The sequence below is a fragment of the Brasilonema sp. UFV-L1 genome, assembly GCF_012912105.1.
GTDB lineage: Bacteria > Cyanobacteriota > Cyanobacteriia > Cyanobacteriales > Nostocaceae > Brasilonema.
Genome location: NZ_QMEA01000133.1, coordinates 1 through 17,299, shown reverse-complemented (window position 1 = coordinate 17,299; position 17,299 = coordinate 1). Strand labels below are relative to the sequence as shown.

General features: G+C 42.3%; 11 protein-coding genes, 1 tRNA gene and 1 pseudogene. 6 read left to right on the top strand and 7 right to left on the bottom strand.

Annotated features, from left to right (window positions below; translation table 11 throughout):
* Positions 1-73: 73 nt before the first annotated feature.
* From DP117_RS27235 to DP117_RS27225, 3 genes are all read right to left on the bottom strand, one after another.
* Positions 74-5,140: an SDR family NAD(P)-dependent oxidoreductase gene (locus DP117_RS27235; protein ID WP_169221331.1), complete on the bottom strand. Its 5,067-nt coding sequence runs from the start codon at positions 5,138-5,140 to the stop codon at positions 74-76.
* Positions 5,141-6,337: 1,197 nt separating this feature from the next.
* Positions 6,338-7,429, bottom strand: coding sequence for an anthranilate phosphoribosyltransferase family protein (locus DP117_RS27230; RefSeq protein WP_169221330.1), 1,092 nt, complete (start codon positions 7,427-7,429; stop codon positions 6,338-6,340).
* Positions 7,430-7,497: 68 nt separating this feature from the next.
* On the bottom strand, positions 7,498-8,454 hold the full coding sequence (locus tag DP117_RS27225) for a LysR family transcriptional regulator (protein ID WP_169221332.1): 957 nt from the start codon (positions 8,452-8,454) through the stop codon (positions 7,498-7,500).
* A 682-nt stretch (positions 8,455-9,136) separates the two neighbouring features.
* Here DP117_RS27225 and DP117_RS27220 point away from each other — a divergent pair.
* Positions 9,137-9,598 (top strand): DUF29 domain-containing protein, encoded by a 462-nt coding sequence (locus DP117_RS27220; protein WP_169221329.1) that lies wholly within the window; start codon positions 9,137-9,139, stop codon positions 9,596-9,598.
* Between the two features lie 57 nt (positions 9,599-9,655).
* Positions 9,656-10,117 (top strand): annotated as a pseudogene (locus DP117_RS27215) (DUF29 domain-containing protein).
* A gap of 112 nt (positions 10,118-10,229) precedes the next feature.
* Here DP117_RS27215 and DP117_RS27210 read toward each other — a convergent pair.
* Both DP117_RS27210 and DP117_RS27205 read right to left on the bottom strand, forming a co-directional pair.
* Positions 10,230-10,529, bottom strand: coding sequence for a hypothetical protein (locus tag DP117_RS27210; RefSeq protein WP_169221328.1), 300 nt, complete (start codon positions 10,527-10,529; stop codon positions 10,230-10,232).
* A 44-nt stretch (positions 10,530-10,573) separates the two neighbouring features.
* Positions 10,574-10,647, bottom strand: a tRNA-Pro gene (locus DP117_RS27205).
* A 222-nt stretch (positions 10,648-10,869) separates the two neighbouring features.
* Between DP117_RS27205 and lipA the strand changes: the two genes are divergently transcribed.
* The 4 genes from lipA to DP117_RS27185 all read left to right on the top strand — a co-directional run bounded on the left by lipA (position 10,870) and on the right by DP117_RS27185 (position 15,255).
* Positions 10,870-11,775 (top strand): lipoyl synthase, encoded by a 906-nt coding sequence (lipA, locus tag DP117_RS27200; RefSeq protein WP_169221327.1) that lies wholly within the window; start codon positions 10,870-10,872, stop codon positions 11,773-11,775.
* A gap of 17 nt (positions 11,776-11,792) precedes the next feature.
* A complete protein-coding gene (locus DP117_RS27195) occupies positions 11,793-12,713 on the top strand; it encodes an NAD(P)H-dependent glycerol-3-phosphate dehydrogenase (protein ID WP_169221326.1) in 921 nt (306 codons plus the stop codon).
* A 470-nt stretch (positions 12,714-13,183) separates the two neighbouring features.
* Positions 13,184-14,434 carry an RNA polymerase sigma factor SigC gene (gene sigC, locus DP117_RS27190; protein WP_169221325.1) on the top strand — a complete coding sequence of 417 codons (1,251 nt, stop codon included), beginning with the start codon at positions 13,184-13,186 and terminating at the stop codon, positions 14,432-14,434.
* Between the two features lie 365 nt (positions 14,435-14,799).
* Positions 14,800-15,255, top strand: coding sequence for a transcriptional repressor (locus DP117_RS27185; protein WP_169221324.1), 456 nt, complete (start codon positions 14,800-14,802; stop codon positions 15,253-15,255).
* A 249-nt stretch (positions 15,256-15,504) separates the two neighbouring features.
* Here DP117_RS27185 and DP117_RS27180 read toward each other — a convergent pair whose 3' ends face one another.
* Both DP117_RS27180 and DP117_RS27175 read right to left on the bottom strand, forming a co-directional pair.
* A complete protein-coding gene (locus DP117_RS27180; protein ID WP_169221323.1) occupies positions 15,505-16,668 on the bottom strand; it encodes a peptidoglycan-binding protein in 1,164 nt (387 codons plus the stop codon).
* A 14-nt stretch (positions 16,669-16,682) separates the two neighbouring features.
* The coding region (locus DP117_RS27175; RefSeq protein ID WP_211176375.1) for a cobaltochelatase subunit CobN at positions 16,683-17,299 on the bottom strand (617 nt) is incomplete at its 5' end.

Below are 17,299 nucleotides of genomic sequence, written 5' to 3'. Positions count from 1 at the left end.
AGGGAGGTTTTGGCGTCAGACAAAACCGGGGTGGGGTTCTTCGGGATTTATAAGCAATTAAGCGAACTTGATATTACACCGGCAAGAGAATAGCAGTATCCGCTTTCTCCAGACAAAGCCTCAATTCCTCTGCCAGCATCACAACCTCAGGTTCTTCCAACAACGAAAGGTGAGAACCAGGAAGATGATAGACATCCACTTCATCGACTAGTTCACCCCAACCAAATAGCGGATCATACTGTACACCGACAGCATCATCTCGATTTTTATCGTCAGTGCGAAACAGGGTTATTCGACCAGGATACCTTTGGAAGGTATACTCATTGAGAGCTTGGATATTAGCACCCATAATATTTATGTGCTGGTCGTCCTCAGATAAATGCTCCGATTTTTCTAAAAAACGCTTGTATTTATCTCGGATATGGTACGCGCCCCATTCACTCCAACCCACAAGCTTTTGTTGAAGATAGTATGGTCCTTTTTGTATGATATTGTTTATATGCTCAAAAACTCTGAGCACAAAGGATAATCGTTTCTCTGTACCCGGAACAGAGGTATCAAGTACAGCTAGAAGACTCACTTTCTCACCTTGAGAACTGAGTTGCTGTGCCATCTCGTAAGCAATAATACCACCTAAAGAGTATCCACCAAGAAAATAAGGTCCCTGGGGTTGAACGGTTTTGATTTCTCGAATGTAGAGATCTGCCATATCTTCAATCCGAGTTAAAGGCGGCTGTCTTCCATCTAACCCTTGTGGTTGTAGTCCATAAACTGGCTGATCTGTTCCCAGATGTAATGCCAAAGGACGATAACACAAAACTTCTCCACCAAGAGGATGGATGCAGAACAAAGGTGGCTTAGAACCGTTGGGTTGAATTGCTACCAGAGGTGACCAAGTAGTATATGATGTGTTTTCCTCAAGCGCTTCTGGTAAGCTGTGATAAGCAGTTGCTTGTTGAGGAGTAAGCATCTTGGCAAGGGCTTCGACTGTACTTGATTGGAAAAGAGTGGCTAGCGGTAGTTTTGTGCCAAGTTCCTTCTCTATTTGCGCGAATAATTTGACAGCTAGCAGTGAATGCCCACCTAATTCAAAGAAGTTATCGTGGATACCTACTTCTGGAATGTTCAACAATTCCTGCCAGATGCTAGCAATTTGGCGTTCCAAATCATTTCTCGGTGCGATACGCTCAGTATTTGCGCGGTGCTTTCTAGTGACGAGTTGTTCTCGATCAATTTCGCCTGTTGCTAACAGTGGTATCTCTTCAATCTGTGTGAAATTGCAGGTCGTTTGAGTTCCAAAGCGATCGCACACTTTTAATTCCTGCAACTGCTCAACAGGTACTGCACTTTTTGCTGTAAAATAAGCGGATAACTTCTGAGTCTGATGCGCTTCCATCTCCTGGTACTGTTGGATGTATTGTTTGCTTCCATCTAAACCTACCAGCAGGTATCCTGGCTTGTGGTGCAAACCTACCAAGAAGGAATGTAGTCCTTGTTCGTGCGAGATAATCGAGTAACCTCGGGCGCGGTTCAAGTCTTTCATCTGGTAATTGCGACTCAATCCTGTCTCATCCCACATACTCCAAGCAAAGCAATAGCTTTGCAACACACTTTGATGTTGCTGGTAATGGGAAAAAGAATCTAAGAATCGGTTAGCAGCCGCATATGCACCGGCTTTCATGCGTCCGAAGAAACCGTTCACTGAAGAAAAGCTGATGAAAACACTATTGATCTGGTTTTCGATCAGTTTATGCAAAACCCACGTACCCGCCACTTTTGGACGAAGTGTTGCGGCAAAGCTAGCTGCCGTTTCCTCAAGGAGTAGGCGCGTCTCGATTGTCCCTGCTAAATGAATGATACCATTTAACTCGCATTGCCAGCTGGTACAATGCTGCTTAACCACCTGTTGCAACTGAGTTAAATCGCAAATATCAACGGCTTCATAAACAACCTCTCCCTCCAGTTGCTCTAAGGACAGATAAGTTTTAATACGTTCTGAGATTTTATCTCCTCGTTCCAGATGAGTTTCCCAGGTACTTCTTTCAGGTAAAGGTGTTCTACCTACCAAGAGTAACCTAGCTTTGTAGTGCTGTAGCAAATACTTGGCGATTTCTGATCCTATACCTCCAAGCCCGCCAGTCACGAGGTACACTCCACCTTCTTTGAACGGCAAATCTCGCTTTTCTTCTTTGGTAAATTCCACTTTTTCGATGCGAGAAACCAAGCGTTCTCCGTTGCGATAAGCGACTTCTTGCTCTTTCTGAAAAACTTGGAGTTCGTGCAGAATGTATGCTGCATTGACTTCGTTGTCTTGCACGGGTAAGTCGAGATGACGACAATCTAGCCAGGCTAATTCTTGAGGAATTGTTTTGATAACTCCTATAAGTGGCGATCGCTCAGCTGCTATCTTTTCTTCTCCTTCAGGTGCTTGGCTGTAGCTAGCAATCACCTGCAGCCGTACAGGCGTATCTGAACCTTGAACTTTCTCTAATGCTTGAACCAAGAACAACAGACTATAAACTCCTCGCTGTTGTCTCTGTTCTAGCGCTTCCAGACTCGAAATTTCTCTACCATACTCGTCATACGTCCACAAATGCAAAATTTGTTCAATTGGAAGCTTGCTTATTGAAACAGATTCCAATAACTGTCGATAGTGCTCAGGGTTCTCAGGAGCGATGCGATAGCGGTTCTCTGCAAGTTTAACAAAGTCTGTCCCGACTTCTACTCCCACATAACGCTGGTTGAGTTTGCTTAGCTGGGCGCATAAAAACTCTCCTAATCCCAACGAGTCCAAGAATACCAAAACCAAACCCGTTACAGGTTTAATGTCTAAAGCTTCTGTTTGTTTGCGTCGCCATATAGGGCGATAAAACCAGTCTGGAAGAGTATTGTGATTGTCAAGTAAAACATCAACTCGCTTGAGTATAGAATCAAACTCACCAGCTTCAAATCTTTGCTTGAGTTGTGCGTGCTGAATTTTGCCTATTGAGGTCTTAGGTATTGTCTCTTTTTCAACAGGTATCAAATAGGCTGGTCGTACTCCTATTCGGCTGACAAGATTTTTGCGAATTTCTCTCAGCAATTCTCCTAAGCGATTATCCTCAGAGACTGAAGTGTGGAAAAAGACTATTAATTCATCAGTATTACTACCAGGTTGCCGAGTCGCACAAGCTGCTGTGTAAGTGACCTCCACTCCTGGAACCGCTTCTACCACCTCTTCAATTTCATGAGAATAGTAGTTAACACCGTTAATGATGATAATATTTTTCGTCCGCCCTGTGATGGTGAGACACCCTTGATGCAGAAATCCCAAATCTCCGGTGTTAAACCAACCATCGTCTGTGAACACGTCTTGATTCAGTTCAGGATTTTGATAATAACCTGGGGTGAGTGTAGAACCTTTGACTTGCAGATAGCCAATTGTTTGCTCGTTGACAACTTCATTTTTGTCGTTGACGATGCGAAGCGAAATCCCAGGAATTGGGAAGCCTAATTCAGCAAAAGAAGCATATTCGGGAATTGAGGAGTCTAGCAAATATTTGTCTGAATAAGTCACACCTGAGCAAGTTTCAGCCATTCCCCAAGAAGAATGCATCGCATTCGCTGCGAGTCCGTGAGGTGAAAGTAGTTCTAGCACTCTTCGTGCTGTCTGAGGAACAATAGGTTCAGCCGTAGTTAGAAAAGACTTGAGTGAGGATAAATTCCAGCGTCTTTTTTCTATATCAACAGCGCGATCAAAAAGCATTGCAAAAGCAAAATTTGGTGCCCAAGTTGTCGTCACTTGATAGCGCTCAATCAAATCGAGCCATTTGAGGATATCTTGTAAAACTAGAGCAGTCGGAGTGTGGATTTGCTGACACCCTAAAAAGACACATCTAATCACACATCGAACTAAAGGACCAGGATGATCTAGAGGTAGCCAGTTTAACGAGATATCAAGGCTGGTCAGATGATTCATCTGGGAGGTACCAACCACACTACTTATTATATTGCAATGCGTCAGCGTCACTCCCTTAGGCATACCCGTGCTACCAGAAGTGAGCAATAACAAAGCTAAATCATCTGGTTGGCTGTTGTGCCAATTTTGATCCAGATCGTGGAATCGCAAGTTTTCAACTGTCTCAACTTGCAAGTTCTCAAACTTCAACTGCCTAGACAGGGTGCGAATTTGAGCAGCTATGCTATTGCTAGTCAGAACTATTGGATTACCCAAAATCTGCCAAGCATGTTGTAGCTTTTTGACATTACTATCGGAGACATCCTCATAGTTAGATGCTATTGTTATCGGTACTGGGACAAAGCCTCCTAAAATACAGCCCCAGAATGCCGGAATAAAATCTTGATATCGCTCAAATTGGAAGATAACTTTGTCTTGAGCTTTCAACCCTAACTTTCTTAAACCTGCTAGCAGTCGTTGTGCTTCTTCAAGCAAAGCCTCATAAGACTGAACAGTTTCAGAACCGTCAGTCTCAATATAGACAATTCCTTGCTTTGATGCTTCTTTAGCGGCTCTTAGTAGCACTTGCGCAAGATTTTTTGGAGCATCTATTGGTAATTGCAGCGGTTTACCATGACTAATAGCAATAGAATCTGACTTATAATTGCTAGCTTGAGGAAGAATTTTGTCGAGATGAATTAAACTGTCGTCATTTGTGTCGTCATTTGCAATTTTCCAGTTAGGAAGCACATCCAATAAATGCAGCGGCGGGATTTTTTTTGTAGATTCTTGAACGACTACAGCCGCCAGGTCAACTTCAAAGACGGATTGTATTTCCTCTTCGCATCGCTGTACTAAGTCAGAGTCGATCACTTCCAGTTTCAGTAAAGCTTGCTCATCTACTAATCCTTGATCAGTGAGTGGCACAGTAGACACTCTAATATAAGCATCCGGTATTTGAGCCGCACTTAGCATACCTCGCAAGTAGGATTGTAGCTGTTCCAATGAGAATGAACCTGATGAAACCAGATAAGCAACGACCTCTTTTTTGGAAGTTTCTCTTTCTCGAACTAGTACCACACAGTCGTCAATTAACGGATAGTTTAGCAGAGCAGCTTCTACGATTTGCTTATTTGTGAGATGACTTCCTAGCTCATTGTTGGCTGTTGAGAGAGTGGCAATACTTTTGCTGATATCATCCATATTTCGTAATCCCTCATTGCTATTACCTTAAGTTATAGACACAACCCTAACTGACCGTATTTCGATTTTTTTAGTTTTCAATTCCTAAAAAAACAGTCAGAAAATTTGTGCCTTGTACCAGTTTTGCTGTCATCATTTGCTATCCTTCTCCCTGTTGTCAAGAGACGGACATTACCAGAAAATTGTTTTTTCTGTATGACTAAGCACAGCTGAGTTTTGAGCGTCTCCCGTTTAACACCGATTTCGTGAGGAGACTTTTTGACTTGTTCAAAGGATTCGTAAAAGGTCAGTATTTTTTGAAAAAAATTGACTTTTTTGGAGTTGATGCAGCCTTGTCTTAGGTTAACATAAGTTATAAAAAAGCTGCTTATTTAGTTATGACTTCTATCAGACGTGTAAAATTACCCTTTTCTTCCTTTATCTTTTGAGCGTCTATATCAATAGACTTATGTCTGCGGACAGACTGGCTAATACGGGCACGCTACGCATAAGTTTTGCAAACACGCTCTGACAACGTGGTTTAATCATAGGTAATTTTAGGGTGAATAGGAGTGGTCATTAGTAGTTTGATAAACAAATACATTTTTGAGCAATCAACAATAACCTTTGTATAAATTCAGGAATCAGAATAGGCTGCGCCTCAGTCCGCTAACAAAAGCCAGGAGAGTTGAAGCATCAAGAAGTCACTTTAACTCATAAATCTGCCGATAAGACTCATGCGACAGATGAATTCCGATTGCTGACTTTACTAGTGCTGAATTCTGAATAACCATTTTTAGTGGTGTTGTTGTCTTACACAAAGATATATATTTTTGTACGGTTCTACTTAATAGACATCTGGTGAAAAGTAATTTCAAAGCCTTGTACTGTCTAGGTTAATCTTTACTAGGTTAATCTTTAATTTATGGAGATGTCTAATATATGTAATTTTATAATTTCAAAAATAAAAATACTGTTGTGCTACAGCAGTTTTCATACAAACTTTATCGTTTCTTTAAAAAAAGATCATAAAAAATATTGATAATCGTTCTTAATTTGTTTGAAGACGATCTGGCGATGCTGCTTTTGGGAACATAATCACTCGTCAAGTCAGCAATAAACCTCTGGGTTATTACTGAGTTTTCATCCTGAACTCTTAATTTAAGAATAACCGTGTTTTTGCGGTAAAACTTACGTGGCTAAAGCCAAAGCAAATTATCAAGCAGGGTGAAATGCTGTTTTGGAAACCAAATTGACGACTTCAGACAGTTCTTGTAGCTTTTGAGTCACGACACCACTCATAAACAATTCCTCAGCCTTAGCTATACCCGCACGCATCTCTGAACAAATTCCACAACGCCAAAGGTAAAACCCTCCATTCCACAAAGCTGTTTCCATGAAGTTTGAGGGTTTACCCTTCAAGATGTCTTGTATACTGGCAATCAATTCTTCAGTGGTATCGAGAGGTTCATTCTTTGTCCTAAAGCCGTAATCACGAGCAGACAGGTGTAACCGTTCTATTGATATATTTTCCGTCTCATTGGATTTTGGAGTTGTTGTTATGCCGATGATCGCAGTGCGATCGCGTGGTAACTCGCAGCTACCCTCCAACCCTTTGATCGTTGTCAATTGAGTGACTCCTCGCAATGCGAGAGTGCTTTGAAACAAAGTTTCTGTAGGAGGATGAACAAACCCAGCAATAATATGAGCATTTCCTGCATAAGGACACCAAATCAGTTCCATTGTCGCCAAAGGTGGACGCTTGCCAAGCTGGTCGCAGTACTCCCAAATACTATTTGTTAAGGGAAAATGCTTAGAACTGTAAACAAAGCCAAGCCCAGTTTTCTCAAATACTTCCTGGGTTTCCTCTAGAGATAGTTGCGTCCAATCAACTCCTAATTTGTTCCAAATCTCTACCAATGGTACTCCGTACTTTGTCGGCAAACAATCTCCACCGTGCATAATCACAGGTTGTCCGCTTGCTGCTAGCAGCAAAGCCGTGACTGGAGTGATAGGTGCGGTGCGAGTTCTGCCATCATAAGGTATGCCTAAAACTATCACTGGTTGTTCACAGGTGAGTGGTTGCAGTTTTGGTCCTAATTCATCATGAGCATCTAACATTCCGGCCATTTCTTCAGCCGTAGGACGTTTGATGCGATGAGCAATTAAAAATGCCCCAATTTGTGCTGGTGTCGCTTCTTTTAGCAGCATCATCTTCGTTGCGGTGGCTGCTTCAGCACGAGTTAAGTTTTGTGTAGTATGTTCTCCACTAGCTATCTTTTTTAACAAATCCCTGAATACTTTGCTCATATTTTTGTCCTTTGTCCACCGCTATGCTATAATCCAGAGTCATTAACTTTGACCCTTAACCTTAAGTGCTAACAAGCCGATTTTGCAAGAGAGTGAAATTCTGGTGGTACATTATCCTTAACTAACTGCCAAAAATGCTTGATCGGAGGAATCTGAAGCCGGTCTTGAGTTGTGACCATAACGACCTGCCGAGTTAAACTAGAACACTCAGGTGAAGAACCATTACTATTACTGTTGCAGGCTAGGGGACGAACTGCAAGGCTAGGGTCAATACGTGCTTCGACCAATGCTGACTGTGGTAGCATCGCTACGAGTTCTCCTTGGCGCACGACTCCCCGGAAAGCATCTAGAGTATTGACTTCTAAAGCCGCTTGCAGTTTGGCTTCTAAGCGTTCAAATCTATCTTGTATGAGGCGTTGCATCCCATAACCATCCTTAAACACGACTTGCGAATAACGGGTGAGTTCCGACCAAGGGATGCGTTCATATTGCGCTAACGGGTGATTTTTTGCGACTAAAACTTCTATTGGTTCATCATACAGCACTTGGACTAGCATTTCTTTGCCAGTGCATAAGAAGCGATTATTCATGACTATTGCTAAATCCACGAGTCCGTCTTTGAGGACTTTTAATGCGCGATCGCTCCCTAGTGATGTTACCCGCAATTGGACTTGTGGATAATCATGGCAAAATTTTTGCAAAACTGGTGGTAGGTAATAAGCACAGAGTGAGTGAATTGCTGCGACACAAAGTTCTGGCTGCTTTCCTGCTAATAAATCCGCGATTTCCTGTGTCGCACTTTGCCATTCTTGGCATATTTTTTGAGCACGAGGTAGCAAGCGTTCACCCGCCAGTGTCAGCTTTGCTTGACTTGTTCTGTGAAAGAGTTCCAACCCCAAATCTTCTTCTAAAGCTTGAATTTGACGGCTAATAGTTGATTGAGTGACACCACATTTTCGTGATGCACTTTGGAAACTACCAGTTTCTGCGATCGCCAGAAAGGCTTGCAACTGCTCTAGTCGCATGTTGATGTAGCCTGAAGTACACGCTATGGCATTCATTAACTTATCGTACTTTCAGGCATAAATTAGTACTGCTTGTTACAGCTTGTATTTCTCAAAAATTTTTTTGACAACTTTTTTACTCAACAGGGTTGTTGAAATTCCTTGTGAAGGCTTTCTTGACAGATAATTCTTGTGAATTATTTTTTTAGGTTTAAGCAGCATAAAGGTGTTGCTCTACACTCTGATACTGCTGATAAACATGAAGAAATACTACGTTAGCAAGATTGTCTACGTCCATTTTGAAACTTGGAGTGTAAGAATTCAGGAGCGGAGCCGGAGCCGCTCCGCCTCCGGTCAGAATCCAGGAGTCAGAATAGTTAAAGAATCAGGAGAACATTTGATGAATGAACATACCAATCATACTGGACTCTTTACAAATTCTGACTTCTGACTCCTGAGTGCAGCAATTCTTACCTTGGAGTAGTGCCTCATGTCAAATATGTTAAAGTCGTAAATTCGCCCTGGCTCCTTGTTATTATATAGTTACCTTGCTACTTGCGAAGTCTCAAGTTCCACTTGGGATACGCCCAAAAGCAATCTATTTAGATATATCACAGGCATAGCAAGAGCGGGATACAATCAAATTTAGTGGCAAATTTAGTGGCAAATTTACTGGTTGGATTTTGGGAGGTTGAAAAATCAGATGACAGCGCCTCAACCAACAGTCTTTACAAACTCTCATCTTTACGACCAAGATTTTTATCTGTGGATAGAGACAACTGCTAAACAATTAAAAGAAGGCAGATTTGCTGAAGTTGATTTAGCAAATCTCATTGAAGAAATCGAAAGCATGGGGAGAAGTGAAAAAAGAGCTTTAGAAAGCAATTTAGTAGTTTTATTAATGCACCTACTAAAATACAAATATCAGTCAGAAAAACGCACTAATAGTTGGCTTTATACTATCTTTGAACATCGACGCAGACTAAATAAAAATTTGCAAGATAGCCCAAGTTTGAAAAAGTACTTCGCTGAAAATTTTATGGAATGTTATCAGAATGCACGTCAGCTAGCGGCTTTAGAGACTGGGTTAACCCTTGATACTTTTCCTGTAGAGTCTTTTTTGACTGCGGATGAATGCTTGAATCAGGAGTTTTTACCTGATTAATTTAATTTTGCTATTTTCTCTACTTCTATCCTTATATTGATGAGGTTGAAAAATCAGATGACAGCGCCTCAACCAACAGTTTTTACAAACTCTCATCTTGACGACCAAGATTTTTATCTGTGGATAGAGACAACTGCTAAACAATTAAAAGAAGGCAGATTTTCTGAAGTCGATTTAGAAAATATTATCGAAGAAATTGAAAGTATAGGCAGAAGTGAAAAACACGCGCTTGAGAGTAATTTAGTTGTTCTATTAATGCATCTATTAAAATAGAAATACCAGCATGAAAAACGCTCCTTAAGTTGGAAAGAAACTATTAGAGAACATCGCCGCAGATTGACAAGAACTTTTAAGGATAGTCCTAGTTTAAAACCATATTTCCAGGAAGTTTTTACTGAGTGTTATCAAGACGCAAGAAAGCAAGCCAGTGATGAAACTGGTTTATCGCTTGATGCTTTTCCAGTAGACTCTCCGTTTAATGCGGATGAATGTTTAGATGAAGATTTCTTACCTGATTAGTGGATTACTTCGTGCTGAACAATTTCATCCCGCGTCACCACCTTACACAACCCTGGTACATCCACAAACACCGCTTCCGGAAACCGAGTTTGTAACCAGGTAACTTGCGCTTTCACATACAGCGTGGACTTGATAGCGGAAATAGCCGTATCCCGCGCTGTATCCACTGCATCTCTTTGTTTTTTAATATCTTTCGCGTCCCAAGTTTCCTGTTTGCAGCTTGGGGTAACTCCTTCAATAAAGGAAGCGAAGCACCAAGGCGATCGCTAAAAGCTTGTAATAATTGCGTCAACTTAGCTAAAGGTTCCTCCAACTGTGTCAACGCACCTTCAATAGTTCCTGCTTCTTTGTGCGTCTTGTTTAAATATTCCTGCACCAACCCTAAATAACGTTCTTGTTGACCGCGATACAACCAGGCGATCGCAGTGATATTCTGGAGTTGTTTTTCACTAAAAATCGGGATGACTGGATTCGAACCAGCGGCCCCTTCGTCCCGAACGAAGTGCGCTACCAAGCTGCGCTACATCCCGACATACAGCAATTCAAAATTCAAAATTCAAAGTTCAAAATGAAGAAAACGGGTTATTGCAAGTTGTTTAGCTATGTGCAAATGACATGTACAGCTGATGTCCAAAATTATATATATAATATCACAAATATTGATGAATGAGAAAGTCGTATGCAAATTTATCCACCAATCGATGAAGCTTGCTACGATTTACAGTGTACAACTTAAATGGTAGAAGCGGATTGTGACTGTTAAACCAGACTGGTTGCGGGTAAAAGCGCCTCAATGGGAGCGCGTTGGTAACGTTAAAGAAATTTTGCGGGATTTAGCCCTCAACACGGTTTGTGAGGAAGCGTCCTGTCCAAATATTGGTGAGTGCTTCAAGGCTGGAACAGCCACATTCCTTATTATGGGACCAGCTTGCACACGTGCTTGTCCTTACTGTGATATTGATTTTGAGAAAAAACCATTACCCCTAGACCCCACCGAACCAGCACGAGTGGCAGAAGCAGTACGCCGCATGAAACTCAATCATGTGGTGATCACCTCTGTGAACCGAGATGACTTGCCAGATGGTGGGGCTTTGCAGTTTGTCAGATGTATTGAAGCTGTTCGCACTATTTCCCCTCACACAACAATTGAGGTACTCATTCCTGACTTGTGTGGCCATTGGGAGGCGCTTGAGTTAATTCTCCAAGCACAACCAGAAGTTCTCAATCACAATACAGAAACGGTTCGGAGTTTATATCGGCGAGTACGTCCGCAAGGAAACTATCAGCGGACAATGGAATTATTGCAGCGTTCTCGCCAAATGGCTCCTTGGATTTACACCAAATCCGGTATTATGGCAGGACTTGGCGAAACTGATGAGGAAGTCCGCCAAGTTATGCGGGATTTGCGAGCTGTGGATTGTGATATTTTGACGATTGGGCAATATCTCCAACCCAGCCAAAAGCATTTGAAAGTCGATGAATTTATCACCCCAGAGCAATTTGCCGCTTGGAAAGCTTTTGGTGAAGAACTCGGTTTTTTACAAGTTGTTTCCTCACCCTTGACAAGAAGTTCATATCATGCAGAGGAAGTGAGGGGGTTAATGGAGCGTTACGCCCGAAGAAGAGATGAAGGGACAAAGGGACAAGGAGAGAAATAGCTCTGGACTCTTGAGTTATGAGTGATCCAAAATCAGTAGCAATTCTAGGTGCGGGTGCTTGGGGAACAGCTCTTGCTGTTCTGGCAAAGACGAATGGTCATCAAGTACGCGTGTGGTCGCGTCAGGGTTCTCAAACACTGGCGGAGGTTGTACAAGGTGCGGATATTGTCCTTTCGGCTGTGTCGATAAAGGGCGTCAGAGCCATAACCTCTCAATTGCAGTCTTTAGCTGTTTCCCCAGAGACAATTTTTGTGACGGCGACAAAGGGCTTAGATCCAGAAACAACCTGTACACCATCACAAATTTGGCAAGAAGCTCTCCGGGATCATGCAGTGGTTGTTCTGTCAGGCCCTAATCTATCAAAAGAAATACAGAAAGAATTACCAGCAGCAACGGTTGTTGCTAGCAAGATCGCCACCGCAGCAGAATTTGTGCAAGTGGTATTTTCTTCTGATCGTTTTCGGGTTTATACTAATTCTGATATCTTGGGAGTGGAACTGGGTGGTACACTCAAGAATGTCATGGCGATCGCCGCTGGTGTCTGTGATGGCTTGGAGTTAGGAACCAATGCCAAAGCTGCTCTACTCACCCGTGGATTAACAGAAATGGTTCGTATTGGTGTCCATTGGGGTGCAAAACTAGATACATTTTACGGTTTGTCCGGCTTAGGCGATTTGTTAGCAACCTGTAACAGTCCCTTGAGTCGTAATTATCAGGTTGGTTATCAGTTGGCTGTCGGTAAAGCACTAGCTGAAATTCTCCTTCATTTAGAAGGAACAGCTGAGGGAATCAACACCACTCAAGTTTTGGTACAGCGAGCTAAGCAGCAAAATATTCCTATGCCAATTACTGAGCAAGTTTATCGCTTACTCCAAGGTGAAGTCACACCCCGACAAGCACTCCTAGAACTGATGCTGCGAGATATGAAGCCGGAGTAGGAAAACACGATGAGAACAGAAGGATATTTTCCAACACTCCCAGACTCATCTCGATACCCAAACCACATGACTAATCATTTTTGAAGGAAAATTCGTAAATCTTCAGGAAAGCATCTGGATACTCATGTAGATATGACTATGCATATAAAAAATAGGACTTTTCACTGATATGTATTGATACTGAAAAATCGACGTAACATTCAAAATTATGTGAAAGTTCAAATTTTCATCAGGTCATTCGTAATTTAACGCCCTGTAGGGAATTTAAATAGCTATTGGTTCATGGGAAAGCTACTGCGACCGAGGCTTTAGAGGCACTGTGTCAATAAAAACCAGTAGAGAGTTTTTGAAAAAAAACCCTAAATGGAACCCTCAACCGTGTTAGTTCTTCAAGAATCACGGGAACAATAGCAACAGTTAATTAGCTGACCGTAATCTATTGTTACCTGGAGCCATTGAGACAAATCTTTATGCCAGCAACATCTTTTTACGCAGATGCCGCTTACAATAGCAAACAATCCCAACAAGTCTTTGACCCAGATCTTACGGTTGACGAAAATGAATTACCGATAGAAGAACTGGAAGATCTGGAATTGGCTTCTGTTGACTCTACTAGCTTTGCTACAAATTTCAACCGCCGCAGCACAGATCTTGTACGTCTATACCTTCAAGAAATTGGTAGAGTTCGTTTATTAGGACGAGATGAAGAAGTTTCAGAGGCTCAAAAAGTCCAGCGCTACTTGCGGATGCGAATACTTCTGTCCGAGACTGCGACACAAGGAGATGAAGTCATTGCACCGTATCTTCGACTGATTGAAATTCAGGAACGTTTAGCATCGACACTAGGACATCGTCCTTCGATGGAACGTTGGGCGCGCACTGCGGGTGTAGATGTGTTCGATCTCAAGCAGATAGTCACACAAGGAAAACGGCGTTGGGCTGAAATTGCCAAAATGACTGTGGAAGAATTGGAGAAGATTCAAAGCAATGGACTCCAAGCGAAAGAACACATGATTAAGGCAAATCTTCGCCTTGTTGTCTCGGTTGCGAAGAAATATCAAAATCGCGGTTTGGAATTGTTGGATTTAGTCCAAGAAGGGACTCTTGGCTTAGAACGAGCCGTTGAGAAATTTGATCCAACCAAGGGTTATCGTTTTAGCACCTACGCCTATTGGTGGATTCGCCAAGGAATCACACGGGCGATCGCCACTTCTAGTCGCACTATCCGCCTGCCTGTTCATATTACAGAAAAGCTGAACAAAATTAAAAAAGCTCAGCGTAAAATAGCACAAGAAAAAGGTCGTACCCCAACTTTGGAAGACCTTGCTCAAGAGTTAGAAATGACACCTGCGCAAGTGCGGGAAGTTCTCCTACGGGTTCCTCGTTCTGTTTCTCTAGAAACAAAAGTTGGTAAAGATAAAGACACAGAGTTAGGAGAACTACTTGAAACTGATAATGTCACTCCAGAAGAAACATTAATGCGAGAATCTTTACAAAAAGACTTGCACAATCTTCTGTCAGATTTAACGAGCCGGGAACGCGATGTGATTCTGATGCGGTTTGGTTTGGCTGATGGTCATCCTTACTCATTAGCAGAAATTGGACGCGCTCTTGATTTATCACGGGAACGGGTACGGCAAATTGAGTCTAAAGCGTTGCAAAAGCTGCGCCAACCCAAGCGGCGCAATCTTATTCGTGACTATTTGGAGTCTTTGAGTTAGTTAGTCGATAGTCAATAGTCAACGGTTACCAGTCACAAAACTTATACATTCTACACACAAGGCAAGATGCCTGTGCTCAAAGACTTTTAACTTTAGGCTGTTGACTAACTTCATTCCCGTTTGCAATACTTTTGCGTAACTTATGGCAAGTGATTTTCATTTAATAGCTTGAGAATTTTTCTATCCTTTTTTCAAAACATTTATACAGGATAGGAAGGGGATCGCTGGCTTTTATAGGTATTGCTCAAGGTTTCAAAATTTACCTTCAATATTTAATAACTCTTCTCAAGAACGCTCCATTATTGCAAATCAGTCCAAATTTTTGCTATATTCGCAACTAATGAACTTTGTTGAGAAACATTAGTATGACAGCCTATACAGCAGCCTCACTAAAGGCGGAACTGAATGAGCGTGGTTGGCGTTTAACACCTCAGCGGGAAATCATTCTACACATTTTTCAAGAACTTCCGCAAGGAGAACACCTCAGTGCTGAAGACCTTTATGAGAGATTAGAATCTGAAAACGAGGGAATTAGCCTATCGACGATTTATCGCACTCTCAAGTTGATGGCGCGGATGGGAATCTTACGGGAGTTGGAACTAGGAGAAGGGCATAAACACTACGAACTTAATCAGCCTTATCCTCACCACCACCATCACCTGATTTGTGTTAGATGCAACACGACCATCGAGTTCAAAAACGACTCAATTTTAAAAATTGGAGCGAAAACAGCACAAAAAGAAGGTTTTCACCTGCTGGATTGTCAGTTAACAATCCATGCTGTTTGTCCCAAGTGCCAAAGGGCACTCATGCCACTGTAGCACCTGGGTTTTGCAATCTTTGGAAACCGCTGGCTATGATCAGTGATTTTGGGAAAGTGTACTAGTGCAGGCAGCACAGAAATCATTAGACAGTGAGGAACAGCTTGACAACCCTGGTTATACGGGTATTTTTCCTTCCTGAGTTGGTGATCTCTGAATTCTGACTCCTTGCACTAGCAGCTTACAACTTGTTTTGATCGGAGGTTGGCAAACTGTTAACTATCAACACCAGCAACACCTAAGCGGATGTTAGAAGCGTCCGCTTCTCACATCACTCAAATTGATACCGTAGAATTGTTGTGCTTGTTTTATAGCTTGCTTTGTCTCGCTTCCCATAACACCGTTGAGAGCGCCTTTGTAAAAACCGCGCTCACGTAACCGTCTTTGAATCTCCAAAACATTAAAATCGCCCGCACTTGTGGGAGCATCATTTACCATGCTGTACAATTTTGCCCGAGTCGTAGGACCAGCTATACCGCTGACAGCGAGGTAATTATCTTTCTGAAACCGCCGTACAGCATCTGCTGTATAAGGACCAAAGTAACCGTTTGGTTCTCCTTGTAAATATCTTGCCTTTATGAGTTGTTCTTGAAGAACTCTCACAGCCTCACCACGATCTCCCAAGCTCAGTTTATCTCCAGTAGTGGTTGGCCCAGTGAGTGCATCATCTCCATAACCAATAGAGGATGCTGGGAGTTTTGCTTGTGTTGCTGGTCCGACAACCCCATCAGGAGTCAAATTGTAAGCTTGTTGGAACCGCTTGACAGCATCTTCTGTAATTGGACCGAATACTGCTGTCGCATTACCTGTGTAAAAACCAGCAATTCGCAAGCGTTCTTGTAGAACTTTAACCTCTTCACCTTCATCTCCTTTTTTGAGAACGTTGGAAGTGCGACGTTTGCTCGTTACTGATGAATCTTCAATACTGGTTTTTCTGGCTTGAGAATTTTCTGTAGTAGTTGTTTTGGCTTGATAACTCTCAGTGCTAACTTTTGTAACTTGTGAGTTCTCACCAGAGGTGGGCCAATTCTCTAATTTTTGTACAGTCACAGATCCAGCAACACCGTTCACAGCTAAGCCAGCAGTTCTTTGAAAGCGGCGTACAGCAGTTTCCGTTGCAGGGTCATACACTTGAGTGATGGGAGCTTGATAGAAGCCTGCTCTTTTCAACTGTTGTTGAAGATTCTTCACAGAAGGACCGCGATCGCCTTTCTCCAGTGCTAAGGCGCTACTAACACAACTCAGAACAGATAAAGCAAGGGCTAAAGGTAGCATATATTTCCAAGCCCTACCAGACAGACGTTTCCAATCCGGCGCTGTTGTTTGCTTAAACAAACGGCTGAGGGAGATTAATTCACTGGGGGGTAAGTCCTCGTAGACAGATGCTACGTGCAAATACGCAAGAGTTTCCATCTTTTTAACACCACTTATTTTTCTTCAATAGCTGCTTCGGCTTGATGTACTATATTTCGTAAATATTCTATTGTTTGTGTATTTACATCGTGCCATAAAGTGCGCTTATGTGCTTCTAATAATCTTTCAGCCATATCACGTAAAGCATATGGGTTCTTTTGATATATGAATTCCGAAACAACTGGATCGAACAAATACGCCTCAACAATTCCTTGATACATATAGTCTTCCACACATTTTGCAGTTGCATCGTAAGCAAATAAATAATCAACAGTCGCCGCCATTTCAAAAGCACCCTTATAACCGTGGCGCATGACTCCTGCTATCCATTTCGGATTCACAACGCGAGAACGATACACTCGTGCGATTTCCTCTTTGAGTGTAAGGACTCGTGGTTGAGCAGGAATAGAATGATCACCAAAATAAGTTTGAGGATTTTCTCCACTAACAGCCCGGATCGCAGCTGTTAAACCACCTTGAAATTGATAGTAATCATCAGAATCAAGCAAATCGTGTTCGCGATTATCTTGGTTGTGTAACACTATCTGCATTTGTCGCAACCGCATTTCAAACACTTCTTTTGCAGAACGTCCTTGTTGAAGGGATGAGGAGGGGGGGACAACTTGGGGAG

Coding starts and splice junctions, on each gene's coding strand:
- DP117_RS27235 (WP_169221331.1), bottom strand. CDS start 5,140: ATGGATGATATCAGCAAAAGTATTGCCACTCTCTCAACAGCCAACAAT.
- DP117_RS27185 (WP_169221324.1), top strand. CDS start 14,800: ATGACAGCCTATACAGCAGCCTCACTAAAGGCGGAACTGAATGAGCGT.
- DP117_RS27195 (WP_169221326.1), top strand. CDS start 11,793: ATGAGTGATCCAAAATCAGTAGCAATTCTAGGTGCGGGTGCTTGGGGA.
- DP117_RS27225 (WP_169221332.1), bottom strand. CDS start 8,454: ATGCGACTAGAGCAGTTGCAAGCCTTTCTGGCGATCGCAGAAACTGGT.
- DP117_RS27220 (WP_169221329.1), top strand. CDS start 9,137: ATGACAGCGCCTCAACCAACAGTCTTTACAAACTCTCATCTTTACGAC.
- sigC (WP_169221325.1), top strand. CDS start 13,184: ATGCCAGCAACATCTTTTTACGCAGATGCCGCTTACAATAGCAAACAA.
- DP117_RS27180 (WP_169221323.1), bottom strand. CDS start 16,668: ATGGAAACTCTTGCGTATTTGCACGTAGCATCTGTCTACGAGGACTTA.
- DP117_RS27230 (WP_169221330.1), bottom strand. CDS start 7,429: ATGAGCAAAGTATTCAGGGATTTGTTAAAAAAGATAGCTAGTGGAGAA.